This window comes from Pararhizobium sp. IMCC21322 (assembly GCF_030758295.1).
In the GTDB taxonomy this organism is placed as follows: Bacteria; Pseudomonadota; Alphaproteobacteria; order Rhizobiales.
In genome coordinates this window covers 1,149,487-1,166,537 of record NZ_CP132335.1, presented here as the reverse complement: position 1 = coordinate 1,166,537, position 17,051 = coordinate 1,149,487, and the positions used below count along the sequence as shown (strand labels likewise).

Below are 17,051 nucleotides of genomic sequence, written 5' to 3'. Positions count from 1 at the left end.
CTTTACAGGACTGGGCCGATTGTGGCGACGACGTTGTTCCATATTCGTCTGTGGTATGGCCAGGTCAGGACCTGTTCAAGACCCACAGCATCCGATTGTGACATGTAGCTTTCCTGCCGGTCGCGGACGGCCTTTGTCGTTGCCACATCCTGCAATAGAATGTTGTTTTCGTAATTCAGATCAAAACTTCGCAGATCGAGATTGGAGGAGCCTACCAGGGTGATTTTATCGTCGATCGTCAGAGTTTTGGCATGAAGAAGACCGCCCACGAACTCATGTATTTGGCACCCTGCGGTCAGGAGTTTTCGGTAGTAACTGCGGCTTGTCGCGGCCACGATCCAACTGTCATTGACTTTGGGGAAAATCAGCGTGACATGCACGCCACGATGCGCGGCTGAGCAAAGTGCCTCCAGCACCGTCGCATCCGGCACGAAGTAAGGCGTTGTGAGAGTCAGATCATGCTGGGCGCAGGCCATGAGATTTGAAAATAACTGTGGGGTTGCACCGCGGCGTTCAGTTGGCCCATCCCCCATGACCTGAGCCGCAAATCCGCCCTTGACCGGCTTTGCTTTCAGCTCAAATGCATCGAATGGCTCATCAGTCGCCTGCATCCAGTCACTGATGAATAAAAGTTCATTCTGCGCAACGACGGGCCCCTCAAAGCGCAACATGATATCGACCCAGGGCGCATATTTGGCTTTCACAAGAAATTCGGGGTCGGCCGAATTTCGACTTCCGCAATAGGTAATCCTGCCATCAATGACTGTGATCTTGCGATGGTTGCGCAGGTCAATTCTACTGGTCAGGAGTGTGCGGATCAGATTGCTGAGAGGCAAAGCAACAGCGAGTTTAACGCCGGCATCCTTCATCTGTTTCCAAAGGTCCGATTTGATAAGAGTACGAGACCCCAAGCCATCAGCCATAGCACGGCATACCACACCTCGCCTGGCAGCACGCATCAGCGCCTGAGCGATTTCCGTCCCCGTGTGATCATTGTGCCAGATGTAATACAACACGTGAACATGGCTGGTCGCTGCATCAATATCTTCAACAAGGTGCTTATTCGTGGCGGCGCCATCTGCCATCAGTTTGGCACCATTGCCATCGACCGGATGAAACCCATTGATCGAACCGGCATATCGGAATGGCGGGCGATAGAGCGGATCAATCAATCTGTCGGAGTTACCGGTTTCTCCCATATAGGCATCGGCTTTTGCACGGATTTCATCAAAGATTTTCTCGTGTCGTATGTTAGCGCGGTGCCCGAGATCGATCTCGCCGAACATAAAATACACGACGCTGCCGACATAGGGCAGGACATTCAGCACAACGATCCATGCCAGCCGTGCAGGAGGTGACAAATCATCACGCAGTAGAATGCGTAAGGTGAATCCAATGACGAGAACGAGATGAAGGAACAGAATTGTTGTCATTGAGCGTTCTCCATGAACTCAATATCAATAACAATTGGCAGGTGATCTGAAGCACGCTCGGCAAGATTGGAGGTATGCACATGTGACGAGACAGCATGCACAGCCCCCGTCAGGACAAACCAATCAAGTGCTGTTGTCGGACGGGCTGCATGGAAACTTGGCCCAGGTGAAATGACTTTTGACGCTGGATCGAACACAAGTCTGGAATGGTTCCATTCGTTGAAATCACCCGCCAGAATGACTGGATGATCTCGTTTATCGACCAATTGTCGTAGCGCTTCAATTTGCTTCCTGCGCATGCCTGGCGTCAGACCCAGATGCACGCCCACAACCTCGACCTTTGGATCAGTAAGGAGCATGGAAACGGCCCCGCGCGGCTCAACCGTCGGAATTTCAATGCGCGTTGAAGACCAACTCACAAAGCTGCTGCGTACCAGGATCGCGTTACCGTGCCAGCCATGGCTTTGAGGTCGCACAGAAACGTCGACCATTTCATAGCCAAGCTCTTGCTCAAGGCGGTCGAGCGGCAGAACACCTGCCCGGGAACCCGCACGCCGATCCGCCTCTTGCAAAACCACGACGTCAGCATCGATTTCGGCCAGGACATCGACAATCCGATCCGGGTCCCGTCGCCAGTCCAGACCGACGGCTTTGCGGATGTTATAACTAGCGACGCGCACACATCAGCCTTTTATAACGTCGTCATAATTGTCGACCCGCAGATAGGCTGCTTCCCGAAACAATTTAATTGTCGGTCGCAGCCCAAAAAGAACCGAGCCGATCAAAAACAACCATGTACCGAAATAAGTCGTTTGCGCGCTGAAAAAGAGAATGCTTCCCACCACGAATAGTGCCGCTGCGGCAAAATCCACGATCGTGTAAGCCAATTCGCAATAAGCATAGATTCTCTTGTGTTCGGCGCTTCTCGTGTGATTGTCTGGATTGAATAATTTCATTTCGGCGACCCCATGTTTCTGCTATCAGGCCAAGCCCGGCAAAACAGCCTTTGCCCCCGCCACAATCATCTCCATCGCAATCGCTAACAGAATCATGCCCATCAGACGTGTCATAATCACACGCATCGTGTCGCTCAAGACTTTGCCAAAAAAGGCCGCAAAAAAGAGCACAATGAACAGCATTGCCAGAATGGCACCGACGACCCCGCCGATGGCGATCAATCCCTCAATTCCCTTGGCGTGTCCAGCGTAGATTATCAGCGTCGCGATGGTTCCCGGACCCACGATCATGGGAAAAGTAATCGGATAGAACGCAAGGCCAGACAGGTCCTGCATGTGGTCCTGCTCTTTTTCAGTACCGTGATGCGACGTAATGCTGTTGCCGTTCAACATCGACCAGGCGATGTGTGCCAGAACCAGACCACCTGCGATGCGAAACTGATCAATGGTAATGCCAAAAAAGTCAATGATCCTGTGCCCTGCGAACAGGATCACGGCGCACATGATGGCAGAGAAAATTGTAATTTTCAGGGCCAAAGTGCGCTGTTGAGCCACTGTGAAACCGGCCGTGAGTGCCAGAAAGATAGGTAAATTCACAAATGGGTTCATGATCGCAAAGAATGCCCCGAAGGCTTTCATCAATTCAGCGTAGTCCATCTCGGTTCCTTGACCCGTTGCTTGCTTTGACCCTAGCTCAGGATTGGCGCTTGCGAAAGACTGTGCCCTGCCTGACCTGCCAGAACAAGCCGAGCGCACGCTCCCCAAATACCCCTGCGCCCAGCACCGATCCTGGCGTGCCCGACAATGGCATATCGACGAAACATACGTGCGGGAGAATAGGCGTTGATGCTGCATGTGGAGCGTAATCGGTCAACGCGACCAGTTGATTGATTTCCCCCGACTGCCGCGAACTGACTGCCGCGAAGACCGCGCTCAAAAAGGAATGAAACACTCTGCCCTGTTAAAAAGCGCCACACCCAAAACAGCCTATCGGGCGTGTTCAAAGAAATCAGGTTCGTGGCGAGCCTGCCATGCGCGCCCCTCCGGTTCGATACGAGCGGTCCTAATTGCTGAAAACATTAAGGCCGCGATTGCCCAAACAGACCACATCATTGCGATTTTTGATGCCTTTTTACGGATTGCCAAACTGGAATCCGGCGCGGCTTATGCCGCTTTTGAAGCTATCAATCTTGGTATGCTTGTTCAGAAAGTTTCCGATATTTTCGGTGCTGTTATCGAAGACAGTGGTCGCAGACTGATCGTAGAAGTCACAAATCCGGCGATCATCCAGGGAGATCGCGTTCTACTGGTGCAAATGCTTGCAAACCTTATCGAGAATGCCATGCATCATACGCCCGAAGGAACAGACATCGCGCTGATTGCAGACGGACCCACTTTGGGTCTATCCGATACCGGACCAGGCATTCCTCAAGATGAGTATGACCGGATCACGCAACCGCTCTATCGTCTGGAGAAAAGCCGAACGACCGATGGTGCTGGCCTGGGCCTGTCGCTGGTCAAAACCATAACCAATCCGCACCATGCGGATTTGATATCTTCCGAAAACCCAAATCTGCCAAGCGGTGGGCTTTTTGTTCGGGCGATGTTCAGGAAGGCGAATTGAACTGAGAATATTTTCGCTTGATCATGCGCCCACCCACAACATACTGTTTTTATTGATGAAAAATGGTGCCGCTTATAGGGATTGGTTCCCATCACAGGCATCGCAGCGACCCTGACTTCTAATGTAATCAATGACTTAGCAGATAGGCAGTTCGATGTGAAGGGGCAAGAATGTACATCCGTTTGTACATCCGCCCCATAGGCCTCCCTGAGTGACCTGAAGTTACCCTGGGTGGACTCTTCGGCGGACCGTCGTTGGTATAGGAACTGCCAGACACCTCGAAGGGGGGGGTACCGGGGGAAACTGGAAACACAGACACATACATTCATGCTCCCACATTTTTTGGTCAAAATGCCCGCACCCCAAGGTTACACCCTGGTTGCCTCTCAGTCTGCCATTGCTGTCGTCGCATTGAGTCACAGAGAGCCGTTAGTGCTTTCTAGGCAGCTGCCGCCGCGGAAGTTGAGAACGCTCTCCACAGCCCCATGGTAGGAGTCACAAAGGGCACTCTGGGTACCGAGGGTCTTGCTAGTGAGGAGTGATGTGAATGAAGTACGACATACTAGCCCACGGCAACCAGCGCCCCACGGTGTCCTGAAGGAGACCACTGGGTTGCACCAGCAGGGGCACCTGATGGGAAGCCCAAAAGAGGACCCACACCCAGCCGCCTAACCAAGACACAAAACAATGGTCATGAACATCAGTCGTGACCGTCGCTCACAGGACGTGTCTCAGGTTGCGTAAGGCATCGGTGTCTGCCTTCTCCCTCGTCTTCGTATGTGAGGTGGACTGCGATCCGGTTGGACCCAAGGTAACCTTGAGGTGCGTTGCGTCAGCCAGGATAACTGTGAGTTAAACCTAGGGGCACCGGGGGAAACCAAACGACCGATATGTACAATCGGGGTCACATATTTTATCTGGAAATGCCCGCCGGAATCATGAGCAGGGAAGCTTCAGAGTGACTCACAGAGAGGCGTTTCGGTCACCGTAGGGGCAAGGTCATTTGGGCAGCTAAACGGCTCTGAGGGACTCACTGTGTGTGCTGCAAACGATGGATGGTCGACGGGAGCACTTGGGGTGGACTAGGGGCAGAACAAAACGATCACCCGAGTTGGGAATGCGGGACGTGGCGATAATCCTTGGGTTTGCTTTGGGTGTCTAAAAGGGCAGGAGAGCGGAGGGTCGCTGCGGGTACAAATTAAGATGAACCAGTTCTGGGAAGCGGACATTGGGTTAGCTTCCATCTGAGATGAAGAAATCACTTTTTGCTCTACACTCTAAGTGGTACTGTCCCTAAGTATTGTATATCCCACGTTGGCTGCCACTAAATGAATGAAGAAATCAAAATAGATGAGACTATCCTAGACATGGCCAGTCTTCTCGATGGCTCTCTCCGAGGTGGTGGCAAAGTAACAGATACCCACCTGAAAATGCTGCGTGAGAACATTGAAGTTGATGACACAAAAACCACTGTTCATTGTTATAGATTGCCAATTGATGGCAACGGTCGCGTTCGTTTCAAGCCACTTGCTGAATTTCTCCGTGTACGTATCATCGATTATGCGATACCCCGAAAACGCATCGAGGATGCGCGTAGAAGCTTGAATGACACTGGCTCGACGGCTCTGCTACTCAAGCTAGAGAAAGAAGCAAAGAGCCTTTTTACCTCGTTAAGCAAGAGCGGCGAAGGTGGCGAACTGCTAATCTTTGCGTTTGCTGAGGCCGTTTTTGGTCTCAACCAAATAATCTGTAAGATGAGCCTGAAGACCTCTGCAGAAATGCATTATCATGGTGCAGATGGTGTATACGCAAAAGGAACAGATGCTGGCGGGCTTAATGTCTATTGGGGTGAATCAAAGCTGTACGGTGATCCATCTGACGCAGCACGAGATTGTCTAAAATCTTTGGCTCCTTTTTTGGTCGACACAGATGGGAGCGATTCTGCGAGGTCCCAAGATGTATTCCTCATCAATGAATTCGCCAACTTTGACGATCCTAAGCTGGCCGAAGGTCTCAAGCGCTATTTCGATCTCGATGATACAAAATCACTTTCGCTAAAACATTGTGGTATCGCGCTTATTGGATTTGATACAACCTCTTACAAGAATGACAGCCTCAACACAGACGAGGCAGCACTTGAGAACGAACTCCTCGATCAAATCCCAACTTGGTTAAAACAAATCAAGCACCGTGTAAGCGAAGAGGCTATTAGCCAGTACGACATTCACTTCATCTGTGTTCCGATGAGGACAGTCAAAGAATTCAGAGACTATTTTTTAAGTCTTTTGGCGAACTGAAATGGGCCTCGAAAGCATACAAAGCTGGTTGATAACATCAGAAGGGCTCCGGTCCAGCCTTGATGAGCTTAGGGTTTGGTCAGCCACGTTGAGCTTTGGTGACGGTGTCATCAAAACAGAAAATACCGCTGACACACATGACTGGAACAAGCTGCTTCTGGCAGCCAGCATCCTTTCGGAAAGCAGAGATCGCGAGTCCCAAGAGTACGCGCTTATGGTCGCCGAAAGTGCCGTTTGCTTCTCAAGTCATGGAATTTTTCGAGATGCCGGAAGTCTGATACTGACCCGATTATCAAATCACAGAGCTGTGCAATTGGCGGAAGATCGTGAGCTTCTCCTGCCGGATGTTGAGCATCGGGTTGGTATGATGGAGCAGTTATTGTCAATACGAAGGCGGCTCGCTGCCGAGATTTCTATGGGGGAGAAAACATCCTTTCTCGGGAACCGATTTCAAACTGAGTTGTGGTCGGAACTTGCAGAATCAGAGTGGCTGTCCGCAACCGCTCCCACGGCAGCCGGGAAAACTTTCGCGGTCCTGAATTGGGTGCTTTCGCAGCACGCGAATGGAAACAGTCGATCCTCTGTCTTCGTAGCTCCGACCCGCGCTCTGGTTTCTGAGGTCGAGCGACAGCTCAATGAACTTAAAATAGTTCATGGCTTGAATAAACTTAAAGTGACATCGCTGCCGATAAACGAGGAAGATTTCCAAACGGGGGCCTTCATTTCAGTCTTTACTCAGGAAAGGCTTCATATCTTTCTCAATGCTGGCCAAAAACCGCATCAGTTTGATATCGCGATTGTCGACGAAGCCCAAAAGCTGTCCGATGAAAGACGCGGGGTGATACTTCAAGACGCAGTAGAAAGGGTGGCACGGGCGAACAGCGATTGCAGGTTTGTATTTTTGAGCCCTCATTCCGACAACCCTGAAGTGCTCCTTGAAGAGGCCCCCGAAAAGGCGAGGACGGCTGTGGTGCCGAGCAACACAGCGACCGTCATGCAAAACTTGCTGGTTGCGGAGCAGGTGAAAGGAAATACCAAGGAGTGGACCCTTTCGCTTGCGCTTGGGGAGGAGCTTAGACCATTGGGCAATTTCTCACTGTTCGATAGGCCAACATCAGTGCGAAAACGTATGGCCTTTGTTGCTCTTGCACTGGGCAAACAAACCCCTGGAACTCTGGTATACGTCACTACGGCTGACTCGGCAGAGCGTGTTGCGATGCTAATCTATGATGGCCTTAGAGACGAAGATCACGAGGAAGACAGTGACCTTCAGGATCTGTCTGACTTTTGCGAGAAAATGATCCACCCGAAATTTCAATTGGTGCATTTGGTCAAGCGAGGTGTAGCGTTTCACTATGGGAACATGCCATCACTTCTGCGGGAAGAAATAGAACGCCTTTTTACAATTGGAAAAATACGGTTTCTGGTATCAACTTCGACCCTCATTGAGGGGGTGAATCTCGCTTGCAGAACTATTGTGATAAGAGGCCCAAAGAAGGGAATCGGGCGGGATATGTCGCCCCAGGATTTCTGGAATCTTGCCGGGCGGGCCGGACGTTGGGGAGCAGATTTCTACGGAAACATCGTTTGCGTTGATGTGAGCAAGCCAGATGTATGGCCCCAAGGCTTGCCGCAAAAGACAGCATATCCGATTAGGCGCGAGACAGATCAGGTGATTGATCAATTTGATGATCTTTCCCAATATCTGTCAGAACGCTTGGAGATGAAGACTGACAATGTCGACGGTAAGCTCGAACACGTAGCCGCGTACCTTATGAGCTGGCAATACAGGGAAGGCTCTCTCGAAAAAGCGCCACCTATCAAGAAGATCAGCGCTGAAGCCGCAAGTCAGCTTGAGGAGCTTATAACGCCATCACTGGAAGCAATTGATGTCTCGCTGGAAATTGTCGATGCCAATCCTGGTATCTCTATCGTGGCCCTTCAAAGGCTTTTGAGCTATTTTCGCGATTTTGATGGTGAATCAAAGTCCTTGCTCCCAATCCCGCCAGAAGACGAGGACTCAGTAACCAGATTTGTGTTCATTTTCGATATCATTAATTTGACACTAGCACCTGTATTTGCCCCAGATGTTCGCGTCCTGCCCTGCGCCTTAACTACTTGGGACTGGATGCGAGGGCGCACGCTTGGGCAGATGATAGTCGGCCGCTTAAAACGTGAACGCGCCAAGGGTGATTATCAAACCGACGAAGAATTACCGTATGCGAAATTCATACGTGACACGATGGCTGATGTTGAAAGCATCGCACGGTTTTTGGCTCCGAAATACCTTGGCGCGTATCTTTCGGTGTTGAGGCAGTACTTTCATGAAGAAGGCATACCTGACGATTTTCCAGAGGAACTGACCTACGATCTGTTTCTGGAGTTTGGTGTAAGTACCAGAACTCTAATATCCCTTATAGGTTTGGGCCTATCCAGAACCAGCTCAATTGAACTGAGTGAGTACATTGGGACAACAACCTTGTCTGAGGGGGAAATTCTGGAACGCTTGGAAACTGGAGAGTGGGAAGCTCTTAGCTTACCTGCGCTGGTAAAACGCGAAATACGTAGGGTCATCGAGCAGAAAAAGGTTGAGAAAGCACCTGACCAGAACACGGAAGCGAACTAATGGCAAGAGCACAGCCTGTTGAGATCGGCGATATGAAATTCGCAAAAAAGGGTGATGCACTAAATTATCTGAAATCGCTACTTAACCGGTACAGCCCCGAAGAGCGTGTATCAGCCGTGGATGAGATATTTCTTCTCAAAGCCCTCAAAAACCATCCAGAAGTCAGTGAAAAAGTTGGCGCTGGGGTCGCCCATATTTTTGTAAGAAGAGCTGATTATGGGACGAAGTGCTTTTGGGTAAGAAGAACGGACGGGAGTGAGGAACGATTTTCCTACAAAAGTTGCGTTTAACTAGTTCTAATAATTGTAGGCTAAATTGCGTTATTCAAATGGTGCACGTTCACAAGGTTGTCTACAATTCTAAGAGCTATTTACATCCTACCAAACTGGATCACACAGAGCCGTTTAGGGTTCTGCGGTACAAATCAAACCCCGGAACTTCCTAAACGCTCATTCTAGGTCTGATCCCTACACCGGGAAACACCTATTCAATGAGCAAAGGCGTCTCACAGATGACCACCGCAATCACGATTGCATTATGCGGGTCATAATCGACGACCACGACAGCATCCAGAAATACGACATCTCACATCGGAACGACAAAAGCCTCTTCTATCAGATGACCCACATCTGCCGGGAGAAGAATGCCTTGCGCCATGATGATAGGGTGGATGTGCTGGCCATGTTGGTAGCATTCTTCATCGAGATCATGGATCAGGATGCCGCTAAGTCAGCAAATGATGAACAATCAGAAGAGCTTAGGAGGGAATTGGAACACATCCATGACCTCCATCTTGAGGTCCAATTTGACGCTCCGAATAACCTATGTAATTCAACGGCTTAGCTAAGTGGCTCATACAGCACACTAGGCCGATAGATACATACCTTAAGTTATAACTATAGGTTAACCTTAAGTACCTCAGGGTTCACCCTTAGACACGACCTGTGAAAGAGGTGGTAGACCATTGGAGACACTCTGGGCCTCCTAAATATCGCTCAGGTGATGGTACTCCTGCTCCGAAGGAGAGGGACCATACCAAGGATACCCAACGCAAACCCATTTCCTCTGGTTGACCCTGTAGCCAACCTTAAGAGACATTCCGTCGTCAGGCTCTTAGTCAGCTAATGCTGAACGTGATGATGCTATCGAAGCTGCACTCAATCGCATCCATGGGCTGTTTGATGAGCAAGGGTTTGGATGGTTCTGAAGGGGTGTGGAACAGCACCATTTAACTAAGTGGACCGTAAAGCACACAGTAAGCACCTTCCCATTGAGTTAACCTTCAGTACCTTCAGGTTTCACCCCAGGTAATGACCATATAAATTTGTTGTTTTCGGGTGATGACCAATCACAGACCATCACAGACGCCCCTGGGTCGACTTAACTTATCTCTGAGTTCAAGCCTTGTTACCGCTGAGCCGTTTCTCACGGATCAACCGACTCGTAAGCCATTGAAAAGTTGTGGTTTATTGACCTCCCCCTTAAAATAAAATCACTCAAACCAAGGAGATGTTTATGACATCAACTCGGAAACCCATACGCATTGTCGATCAACCCTGCGGTTCTGGAAAGACCACCAAACTGCTGCAATCCTTCAATCCCAAATATAAATACCTCGTCGTAGTGCCCTTACTAAGTGAAGTCAAAAGGGTCATCAAAGGCGCTTGCGTTCCCTTTGTTGAACCAAAGGATGCTTCTGGTACCAAAAGAGAAAGCCTTGAGACCCACCTTGACGAAGGCCTGAACATTGTCACGACTCATGCCATGTACCAGAGAGTAGCCTGTCTTGCCCGCAGCGGGAAACTTGAGGATTACCACATCATCATCGATGAGGTCCCTGACACGTGTGCCAGTGTTGCAGGGGTCACAACAACGTCCTTCCAAGAGTTCTACCTTGGACGTGGCTATGCAACCTTGTCTCCAGACAATCGAATTTTAGCGACCGAGAAGTGGATGAATGACTGCGATAACACATCAGACACCTTGTCCCCAGAGCTATTCAAGCTTGCCAATGCTGGAATGCTCCACCTTGTCAGTGGGAAGTTCTTTATGTGGGCCTTGCCAATTGAACTGCTTACCAAGGCAAGTAGTTTTACTGTCTACACATACATGGCAGATGGGTCGATGCTGGTACCCTATCTGAAGAAGCTCGGCGTTGATGTCGATAAAGACCCTCCAGTGGACCTAGAGTTTCGGAAGCGAGCCAAGGAACTTATCGAAATCAGAGACATACCTGCTCTTGGAAAATTTAATTTATCCTACACAAAACAAACCGATCCTAATAACCAAAAGAAATATGGGAGGATCGTCGGATCTGCCCTAAAGAATATCAAACAGCGCCAGATAATAAAACAGGACGGTCAATCCGATATGTCCAGGGTGATGATCACTTGTGCCAAAGCAAACTGGTTCCACAACGGAAAATCTACAGGCGATAAAATCAAAACTGGTCACTTCGCAAAGAATTCAAGGATGTTCGATCGTGCCCAATGGGTCGCAAATACGACAAGGGGGACTAACGACTATATCGACTGCACTCATCTGATTTACCTATACGATCAGTACATGAATACCTACATCAAGAACTGGTTGGGTCCAAATTCAGACACAAATGCGCAGGATCGTTATGCGCTCACTGAACTCATCCAGTGGGTCTACCGCTCAAGGGTAAGGCGGGGTGAACCCATTGTCTTATACCTGCCCAGTAAACGGATGAGGCGGCTTCTAAATACTTGGTTGGATGCAGGTGCCAGCAATATAGAGCACAAGGTTTCACAGCAGTTGGCTGCATGAGAACGACATTGAAAACTATCATTATAGCTCCCAGTGAAAACTGGAGGCATCCATTGGCAGACGGAAAACTGAGAAGCCTAACTCCCGCTGACGTCTATTTTCGACACGTCCAGATAATCTTATTTGAACGCCAAATGTTCAAAAAACAGCATTTTCTATATCTCAATCAAGCCGCTTAAGATCAACAAACAGGCGAATCAATCTCTTTGCTAAATCACGTGGCAGAACGTTCCAGAAATCCCGCCGACAGGACATCCTGAAGACGCCGTTCGAGAGAAGCCTTTCGTCCGTGCGTGGGACGCCGAGCGACTCTCAATGAATATGTTGTTATTTGAACCTAAGTTGGGCACCAGTGGCGGTGTGTGAAGTATTTTATTATCGACCCATTAAGCCCTTACAAAATCCACTATCACATAGGTATGGTGTCGAGACGCTTGACCGACAGCGGAGGATTGGTTTTGACCGCACAAGGTGTGAACTATTCAAAAACTGAAGAGGTACTTGATGACGGCATACGTCTTTTCAAGATTATGATGCGCTTAGAATTCGCACTGAAAGATATTGGCTTCTGCACTCCAGGTCGACGGCAAGTTGCTGAGGTTCACTGGGAACGCTATGTTAATGAAAGGCTTGGTTTAGCTTTCTGGGAAAAGATTAAAGATGCCGCCGACGCTGAGCCGTTGATCGAAACCCCACCTATGAAACAGATTGCTGACAACTATGGCAATTTGCATTGGAGAAAATCAGGTGCAGTTTCGTCCATTCAAGAGCTAATAGCTGCGATGAGACGTGTGCGGAACAACCTGTTTCACGGAGGAAAGAGCGGCGACCCGGATGCTGATCGAAACGCCATGCTTTATTTAGCGGCGCTGTTTGTCATTGATCAGATTCTCCAAGAGGACGAGGGGCTTCGAACAAGTTTCAGCGGAATCTACTAATATATCAGAGCACGTTGTTGACCTTTGCGGGCGGTGTTGCCAATCGCAAAAGTGAGTCCTTGTTGACTTATGCCGCGAGATGCATGAACGATAACAGCCTGAGTAAATCTGGCATTTAGGGCTAAGCCATAAGTGTAGGCCACTATGGTTACCCATCAAGTTGGCTTGGCAGATTACCAAACAGACTTCTGACGAAGGCCAGTGCGTTTGCGTCCACTGTCAACATATGACGAACCGCTTTTTCATAATCTTCAATATTGCGGAAACGCAATGCTACTGAGATGTTTCCAAGAGCTGGCGAGTCTCGGACAGGGCAACGGGTCAAGATGGCTCCCCAGTCTTTTGTTGAAACTGCCGCGTCGAGTTCCGCCTTACAGGTTGCGTGGATGTTTGGCGCGTTGTTCACAACCTCCACCTCATGCCCCGCCAAAAGATCGTCGTCGTTTGGTATTTGATCCATTATCAGTTTCCGTACCGCTTTCTTCGCCACGTTCTTGCTGAGACGATCCGTATATCCTGCGACTCCCGCAACCCCACTCTCAATCGCCTTCTGCGCTAAGGCTGCTGAGTTGCCCCCCAAGATGGCTGTCTGGCGTGCTGCAATCCTTGATATAACCTCTGGATGAAAGTAGATTGCTTCCACCGAATAGAAGGGCAAAGCGTATACGCCTCCATGGCGCTTGCTTTCGATCTGTTGCTCGTCATAGCCGTCACCGTCAGCAATCCCGTAGGCGCGAAGCCAGTGGAAGCCGTCTCCCGCGCGGCTACCGGCAACCGAGTTCTCGACTTCGCGACAACTGCCTTTAGGAATCACGGAAACCATCGGGAAGATTAGGCTGTAGAGGGGCTTGTCTAAACTGCTTTCCGTGCCCTCGACAAATAATACTTTACGACGAGCGCCGAGGAGGTCACGCTTTAGAGTGTCGTCAATTGGAGAATCGAATGGTAGTTCGTCTGCCTCCCAACTCTGCGCATTTTGACCCTCGAAGTTACATGCACGGACAAGAAGCGTGCGAGCTCCGGGCACTTCAAGGGGCAGGTCGTGATCATGCGTCGAGATAACGAATCCACAATCAGAACGGAGCGCAAACAGCTGGCTTAAAAGCGGCGCAGTGATCGAACGATGCAGATGCCGCTCCGGTTCGTCAATAATCAGCAGAGTACCGGGCGGAGCTGTGAGTACGCTCCCCGCAATCAGCAGTGCGTTACGCTCACCGTCTGAAAGTTCCACTGCACTGTATTCTGGTCCGCCTTCCTTGCTCGCCATTACCCGTTCATTTGCTCTTATATTGATCGTGATTGGGATATTAGATTGCCGAAGCAATTCATTGATGATCGTGATTGGGGCTTCTTTTTTTGCCGCTTCTTCCACATCATCCATCCTACCCGCATCGTAGGCAGTCTGCATTGCCCGGGCGCGAACGTTCTCCGCGTCAATCAAATCATAAACGGTCATGCTCGCACGTTGCGCGGCAAAGCGGTCGGTATAACGTGACCTCTTATGAGCATCGTTTGTTCTGATTTGTTCTTCAGTTTGAAGCTTATTTTGAGGCGTCATATCTAGGGCGTCTGTGCTCATCCACGTTTGACGGTGTGCCGCGATTTTCCTTACATGGTTTGCGTTTTGTGTGGCAAAGCGATGCATCATGCTCGACTTGCCCGTGCCGTTCGCGCCCAACACAAAGAGCATTTGGTCAGCTTCAAGCTTAAGGTTTGAAATATCAGTGTTCTGTCCTGGGAAACTCAGGTTGAATGACATACGTGCTCCGACATTATTCCAGCACAACATAAGATGCATTCCATTCGTTTGGAAGTTGCATTTGGACGAAGTCACTCTAATTAGGTTTTTGAGCGAGATACTTTTTGCCAAGGGATAAACCGCCTCGCTGCTGCCATTTTCGTACAAGCAGCGGGCTTCCGCTCTCCACCCCTAGTCCACCCCAAGTGCTCCCGTCGACCATCCATCGTTTGCAGCACACACAGTGAGTCCCTCAGAGCCGTTTAGCTGCCCAAATGACCTTGCCCCTACGGTGACCGAAACGCCTCTCTGTGAGTCACTCTGAAGCTTCCCTGCTCATGATTCCGGCGGGCATTTCCAGATAAAATATGTGACCCCGATTGTACATATCGGTCGTTTGGTTTCCCCCGGTGCCCCTAGGTTTAACTCACAGTTATCCTGGCTGACGCAACGCACCTCAAGGTTACCTTGGGTCCAACCGGATCGCAGTCCACCTCACATACGAAGACGAGGGAGAAGGCAGACACCGATGCCTTACGCAACCTGAGACACGTCCTGTGAGCGACGGTCACGACTGATGTTCATGACCATTGTTTTGTGTCTTGGTTAGGCGGCTGGGTGTGGGTCCTCTTTTGGGCTTCCCATCAGGTGCCCCTGCTGGTGCAACCCAGTGGTCTCCTTCAGGACACCGTGGGGCGCTGGTTGCCGTGGGCTAGTATGTCGTACTTCATTCACATCACTCCTCACTAGCAAGACCCTCGGTACCCAGAGTGCCCTTTGTGACTCCTACCATGGGGCTGTGGAGAGCGTTCTCAACTTCCGCGGCGGCAGCTGCCTAGAAAGCACTAACGGCTCTCTGTGACTCAATGCGACGACAGCAATGGCAGACTGAGAGGCAACCAGGGTGTAACCTTGGGGTGCGGGCATTTTGACCAAAAAATGTGGGAGCATGAATGTATGTGTCTGTGTTTCCAGTTTCCCCCGGTACCCCCCCCTTCGAGGTGTCTGGCAGTTCCTATACCAACGACGGTCCGCCGAAGAGTCCACCCAGGGTAACTTCAGGTCACTCAGGGAGGCCTATGGGGCGGATGTACAAACGGATGTACATTCTTGCCCCTTCACATCGAACTGCCTATCTGCTAAGTCATTGATTACATTAGAAGTCAGGGTCGCTGCGATGCCTGTGATGGGAACCAATCCCTATAAGCGGCACCATTCACCCTAGGTGAACCCGCAGTAACCCTCTGATTTATAATGGTTTAACCGTTGGAACTCACCCGGAGGGATGTTCCCACAAGCTCTCAACCACGAGATTGCAGTCTGTTTCATGACCGCCATGCAGACTATAACGTTTTGGCGCTGATCTGAATCTTAAGCATCCATTTGGAAACCACTGCAACTGGGTAACCAGAGCCGTAGCCTTCACCGATGCTTGCGATGCTCCAACCGCCAATACGATCGATCATATCCGATGGACATTCAACAGCCCGAAGGCGATCTCTTATACTGTGCCGGAAGGAGTGGATGACACAGCCCTTGGGCACCCTTGCTGATAGCCACTTATTCAATGCCCCACTGGCCGAATTGGCTTTGCAACCGTCCTTGCTGCAGTACTTCGGAAACAAGAAATCGCCCTGAGAAGTTGATGTGGCTCTCTGCGCTGCCCAAAGCGAAGCTCCCACGAGTGGTATCACCCTTTCGCTGCCACGCGTCTTCAGTCTTCGCCATGGGTGCGCCTTGAGCGTGAGATGTGGGTGGGTGCCGCTGAGATGAACATCATCCTTCGTGAGTCCTACTGCCTCGCTCAAACGCATCCCGCTGTCACTAATCAACGCAATGAGCCAACGCGCTTCATCATCAAGCTGCCGACACTGAGCTTGAATAGACGTGATGACATCGACGGGAATGGTTTGGCGTTTGGATTCAGACTGATGCTGTTCCTCTCCCAGATAAACCCCGGAGAAACTCCTGATCTCTGGAAGACCGTGCTCACGGGCGGCGAAGTTGATCAATGCACGTACATTGTTGAAGGTGCGACGCACGCTTGCAGCACTTAGACCGCGTTCAAACAATGAATCTCGGAATCGGTTCACATCCGCACGAGCATAGGTATCAATGGGTCGGTCGCCCAGAAGTCCAGTAAGGTAGCCAACAGACCGCTCTGCAGCCTGGCGGAAGGTTACTGATCTGCCTTTGCTCTTAGCCTGGAGATAGTGATCCATTGCTTCTGCAAGAGTGGGGGCATCGGACGTGAGTGCGACATTAGGAGCTGTGTGGTCCACAAGAAAGCGCCGAATCGGATCACTGGAGGCTCTCCATCGCAGTGTAATCCAGTCATCATCCAATTTCGCCACAAGGGTCCTTGCCCTTGCCCCAGCGACTTTTTGGGACTTTGTGCCCAACGACAATGAAATTCGTGATTGCTTGTAGTGTGCCTTCAAGTCTCTGGGGACACGACGGCTAAAATAGTAGATGCCACGTTTGGTATAGAGATGGCGTGTATTTTGTACATCCATATGTACATCCCTCCGGGTGAGTTCCAACGGTTAAACCATTATAAATCAGAGGGTTACTGCGGGTTCACCTAGGGTGAATGGTGCACCTCGAAGGAGAAACTTCGAACACCTTATTTGAGACATTAGAAGA

Annotated in this window: 13 protein-coding genes; 7 read left to right on the top strand and 6 right to left on the bottom strand. The window is 50.3% G+C overall.

Annotated features, from left to right (window positions below; genetic code table 11):
• Positions 1-2: 2 nt before the first annotated feature.
• The 4 genes from cls to RAL91_RS05680 are packed head-to-tail and all read right to left on the bottom strand — an operon-like array spanning position 3 to position 3,046.
• The gene (gene cls, locus RAL91_RS05695; protein WP_306260443.1) at positions 3-1,433 is read right to left on the bottom strand and encodes a cardiolipin synthase; all 1,431 of its coding nucleotides are present in this window, start codon (positions 1,431-1,433) and stop codon (positions 3-5) included.
• The gene (locus tag RAL91_RS05690) at positions 1,430-2,113 is read right to left on the bottom strand and encodes an endonuclease/exonuclease/phosphatase family protein (RefSeq protein ID WP_306260441.1); all 684 of its coding nucleotides are present in this window, start codon (positions 2,111-2,113) and stop codon (positions 1,430-1,432) included. The genes cls and RAL91_RS05690 overlap by 4 nt, the downstream gene beginning before the upstream one ends.
• Positions 2,114-2,116: 3 nt before the next feature.
• Positions 2,117-2,389, bottom strand: a complete 273-nt coding sequence (locus RAL91_RS05685) for a YrhK family protein (protein WP_306260439.1) — start codon at positions 2,387-2,389, stop codon at positions 2,117-2,119.
• A 24-nt stretch (positions 2,390-2,413) separates the two neighbouring features.
• A complete protein-coding gene (locus tag RAL91_RS05680) occupies positions 2,414-3,046 on the bottom strand; it encodes a MarC family protein (RefSeq protein ID WP_306260437.1) in 633 nt (210 codons plus the stop codon).
• Between the two features lie 196 nt (positions 3,047-3,242).
• On the opposite strand from RAL91_RS05680, the gene RAL91_RS05675 reads away from it, so the two are divergent.
• The 7 genes from RAL91_RS05675 (at position 3,243) to RAL91_RS05645 (ending at position 12,667) form a co-directional block, all read left to right on the top strand.
• A complete protein-coding gene (locus RAL91_RS05675; RefSeq protein WP_306260435.1) occupies positions 3,243-4,013 on the top strand; it encodes a cell wall metabolism sensor histidine kinase WalK in 771 nt (256 codons plus the stop codon).
• 1,328 nt (positions 4,014-5,341) lie between these two features.
• Positions 5,342-6,310, top strand: a complete 969-nt coding sequence (locus RAL91_RS05670; protein WP_306260433.1) for a DUF1837 domain-containing protein — start codon at positions 5,342-5,344, stop codon at positions 6,308-6,310.
• A 1-nt stretch (position 6,311) separates the two neighbouring features.
• Entirely contained in the window at positions 6,312-8,936 is a 2,625-nt protein-coding gene (locus tag RAL91_RS05665; protein ID WP_306260431.1) for a DEAD/DEAH box helicase, read from the top strand.
• The gene (locus RAL91_RS05660) at positions 8,936-9,226 is read left to right on the top strand and encodes a DCL family protein (protein WP_306260428.1); all 291 of its coding nucleotides are present in this window, start codon (positions 8,936-8,938) and stop codon (positions 9,224-9,226) included. Before RAL91_RS05665 ends, RAL91_RS05660 begins: the two co-directional genes overlap by 1 nt.
• Positions 9,227-9,473: 247 nt before the next feature.
• The gene (locus RAL91_RS05655) at positions 9,474-9,779 is read left to right on the top strand and encodes a hypothetical protein (RefSeq protein ID WP_306260426.1); all 306 of its coding nucleotides are present in this window, start codon (positions 9,474-9,476) and stop codon (positions 9,777-9,779) included.
• Between the two features lie 672 nt (positions 9,780-10,451).
• Complete coding sequence (locus tag RAL91_RS05650; protein WP_306260424.1) at positions 10,452-11,729, top strand: hypothetical protein; 1,278 nt, start codon at positions 10,452-10,454, stop codon at positions 11,727-11,729.
• A gap of 362 nt (positions 11,730-12,091) precedes the next feature.
• A complete protein-coding gene (locus RAL91_RS05645; RefSeq protein WP_306260422.1) occupies positions 12,092-12,667 on the top strand; it encodes a hypothetical protein in 576 nt (191 codons plus the stop codon).
• Between the two features lie 148 nt (positions 12,668-12,815).
• On the opposite strand, the gene RAL91_RS05640 is transcribed toward RAL91_RS05645, so the two are convergent.
• Positions 12,816-14,573 carry an AAA family ATPase gene (locus RAL91_RS05640; RefSeq protein ID WP_306260420.1) on the bottom strand — a complete coding sequence of 586 codons (1,758 nt, stop codon included), beginning with the start codon at positions 14,571-14,573 and terminating at the stop codon, positions 12,816-12,818.
• Positions 14,574-15,748: 1,175 nt separating this feature from the next.
• On the bottom strand, positions 15,749-16,921 hold the full coding sequence (locus tag RAL91_RS05635) for a DUF6538 domain-containing protein (protein WP_306260418.1): 1,173 nt from the start codon (positions 16,919-16,921) through the stop codon (positions 15,749-15,751).
• Between the last annotated feature and the right edge of the window lie 130 nt (positions 16,922-17,051).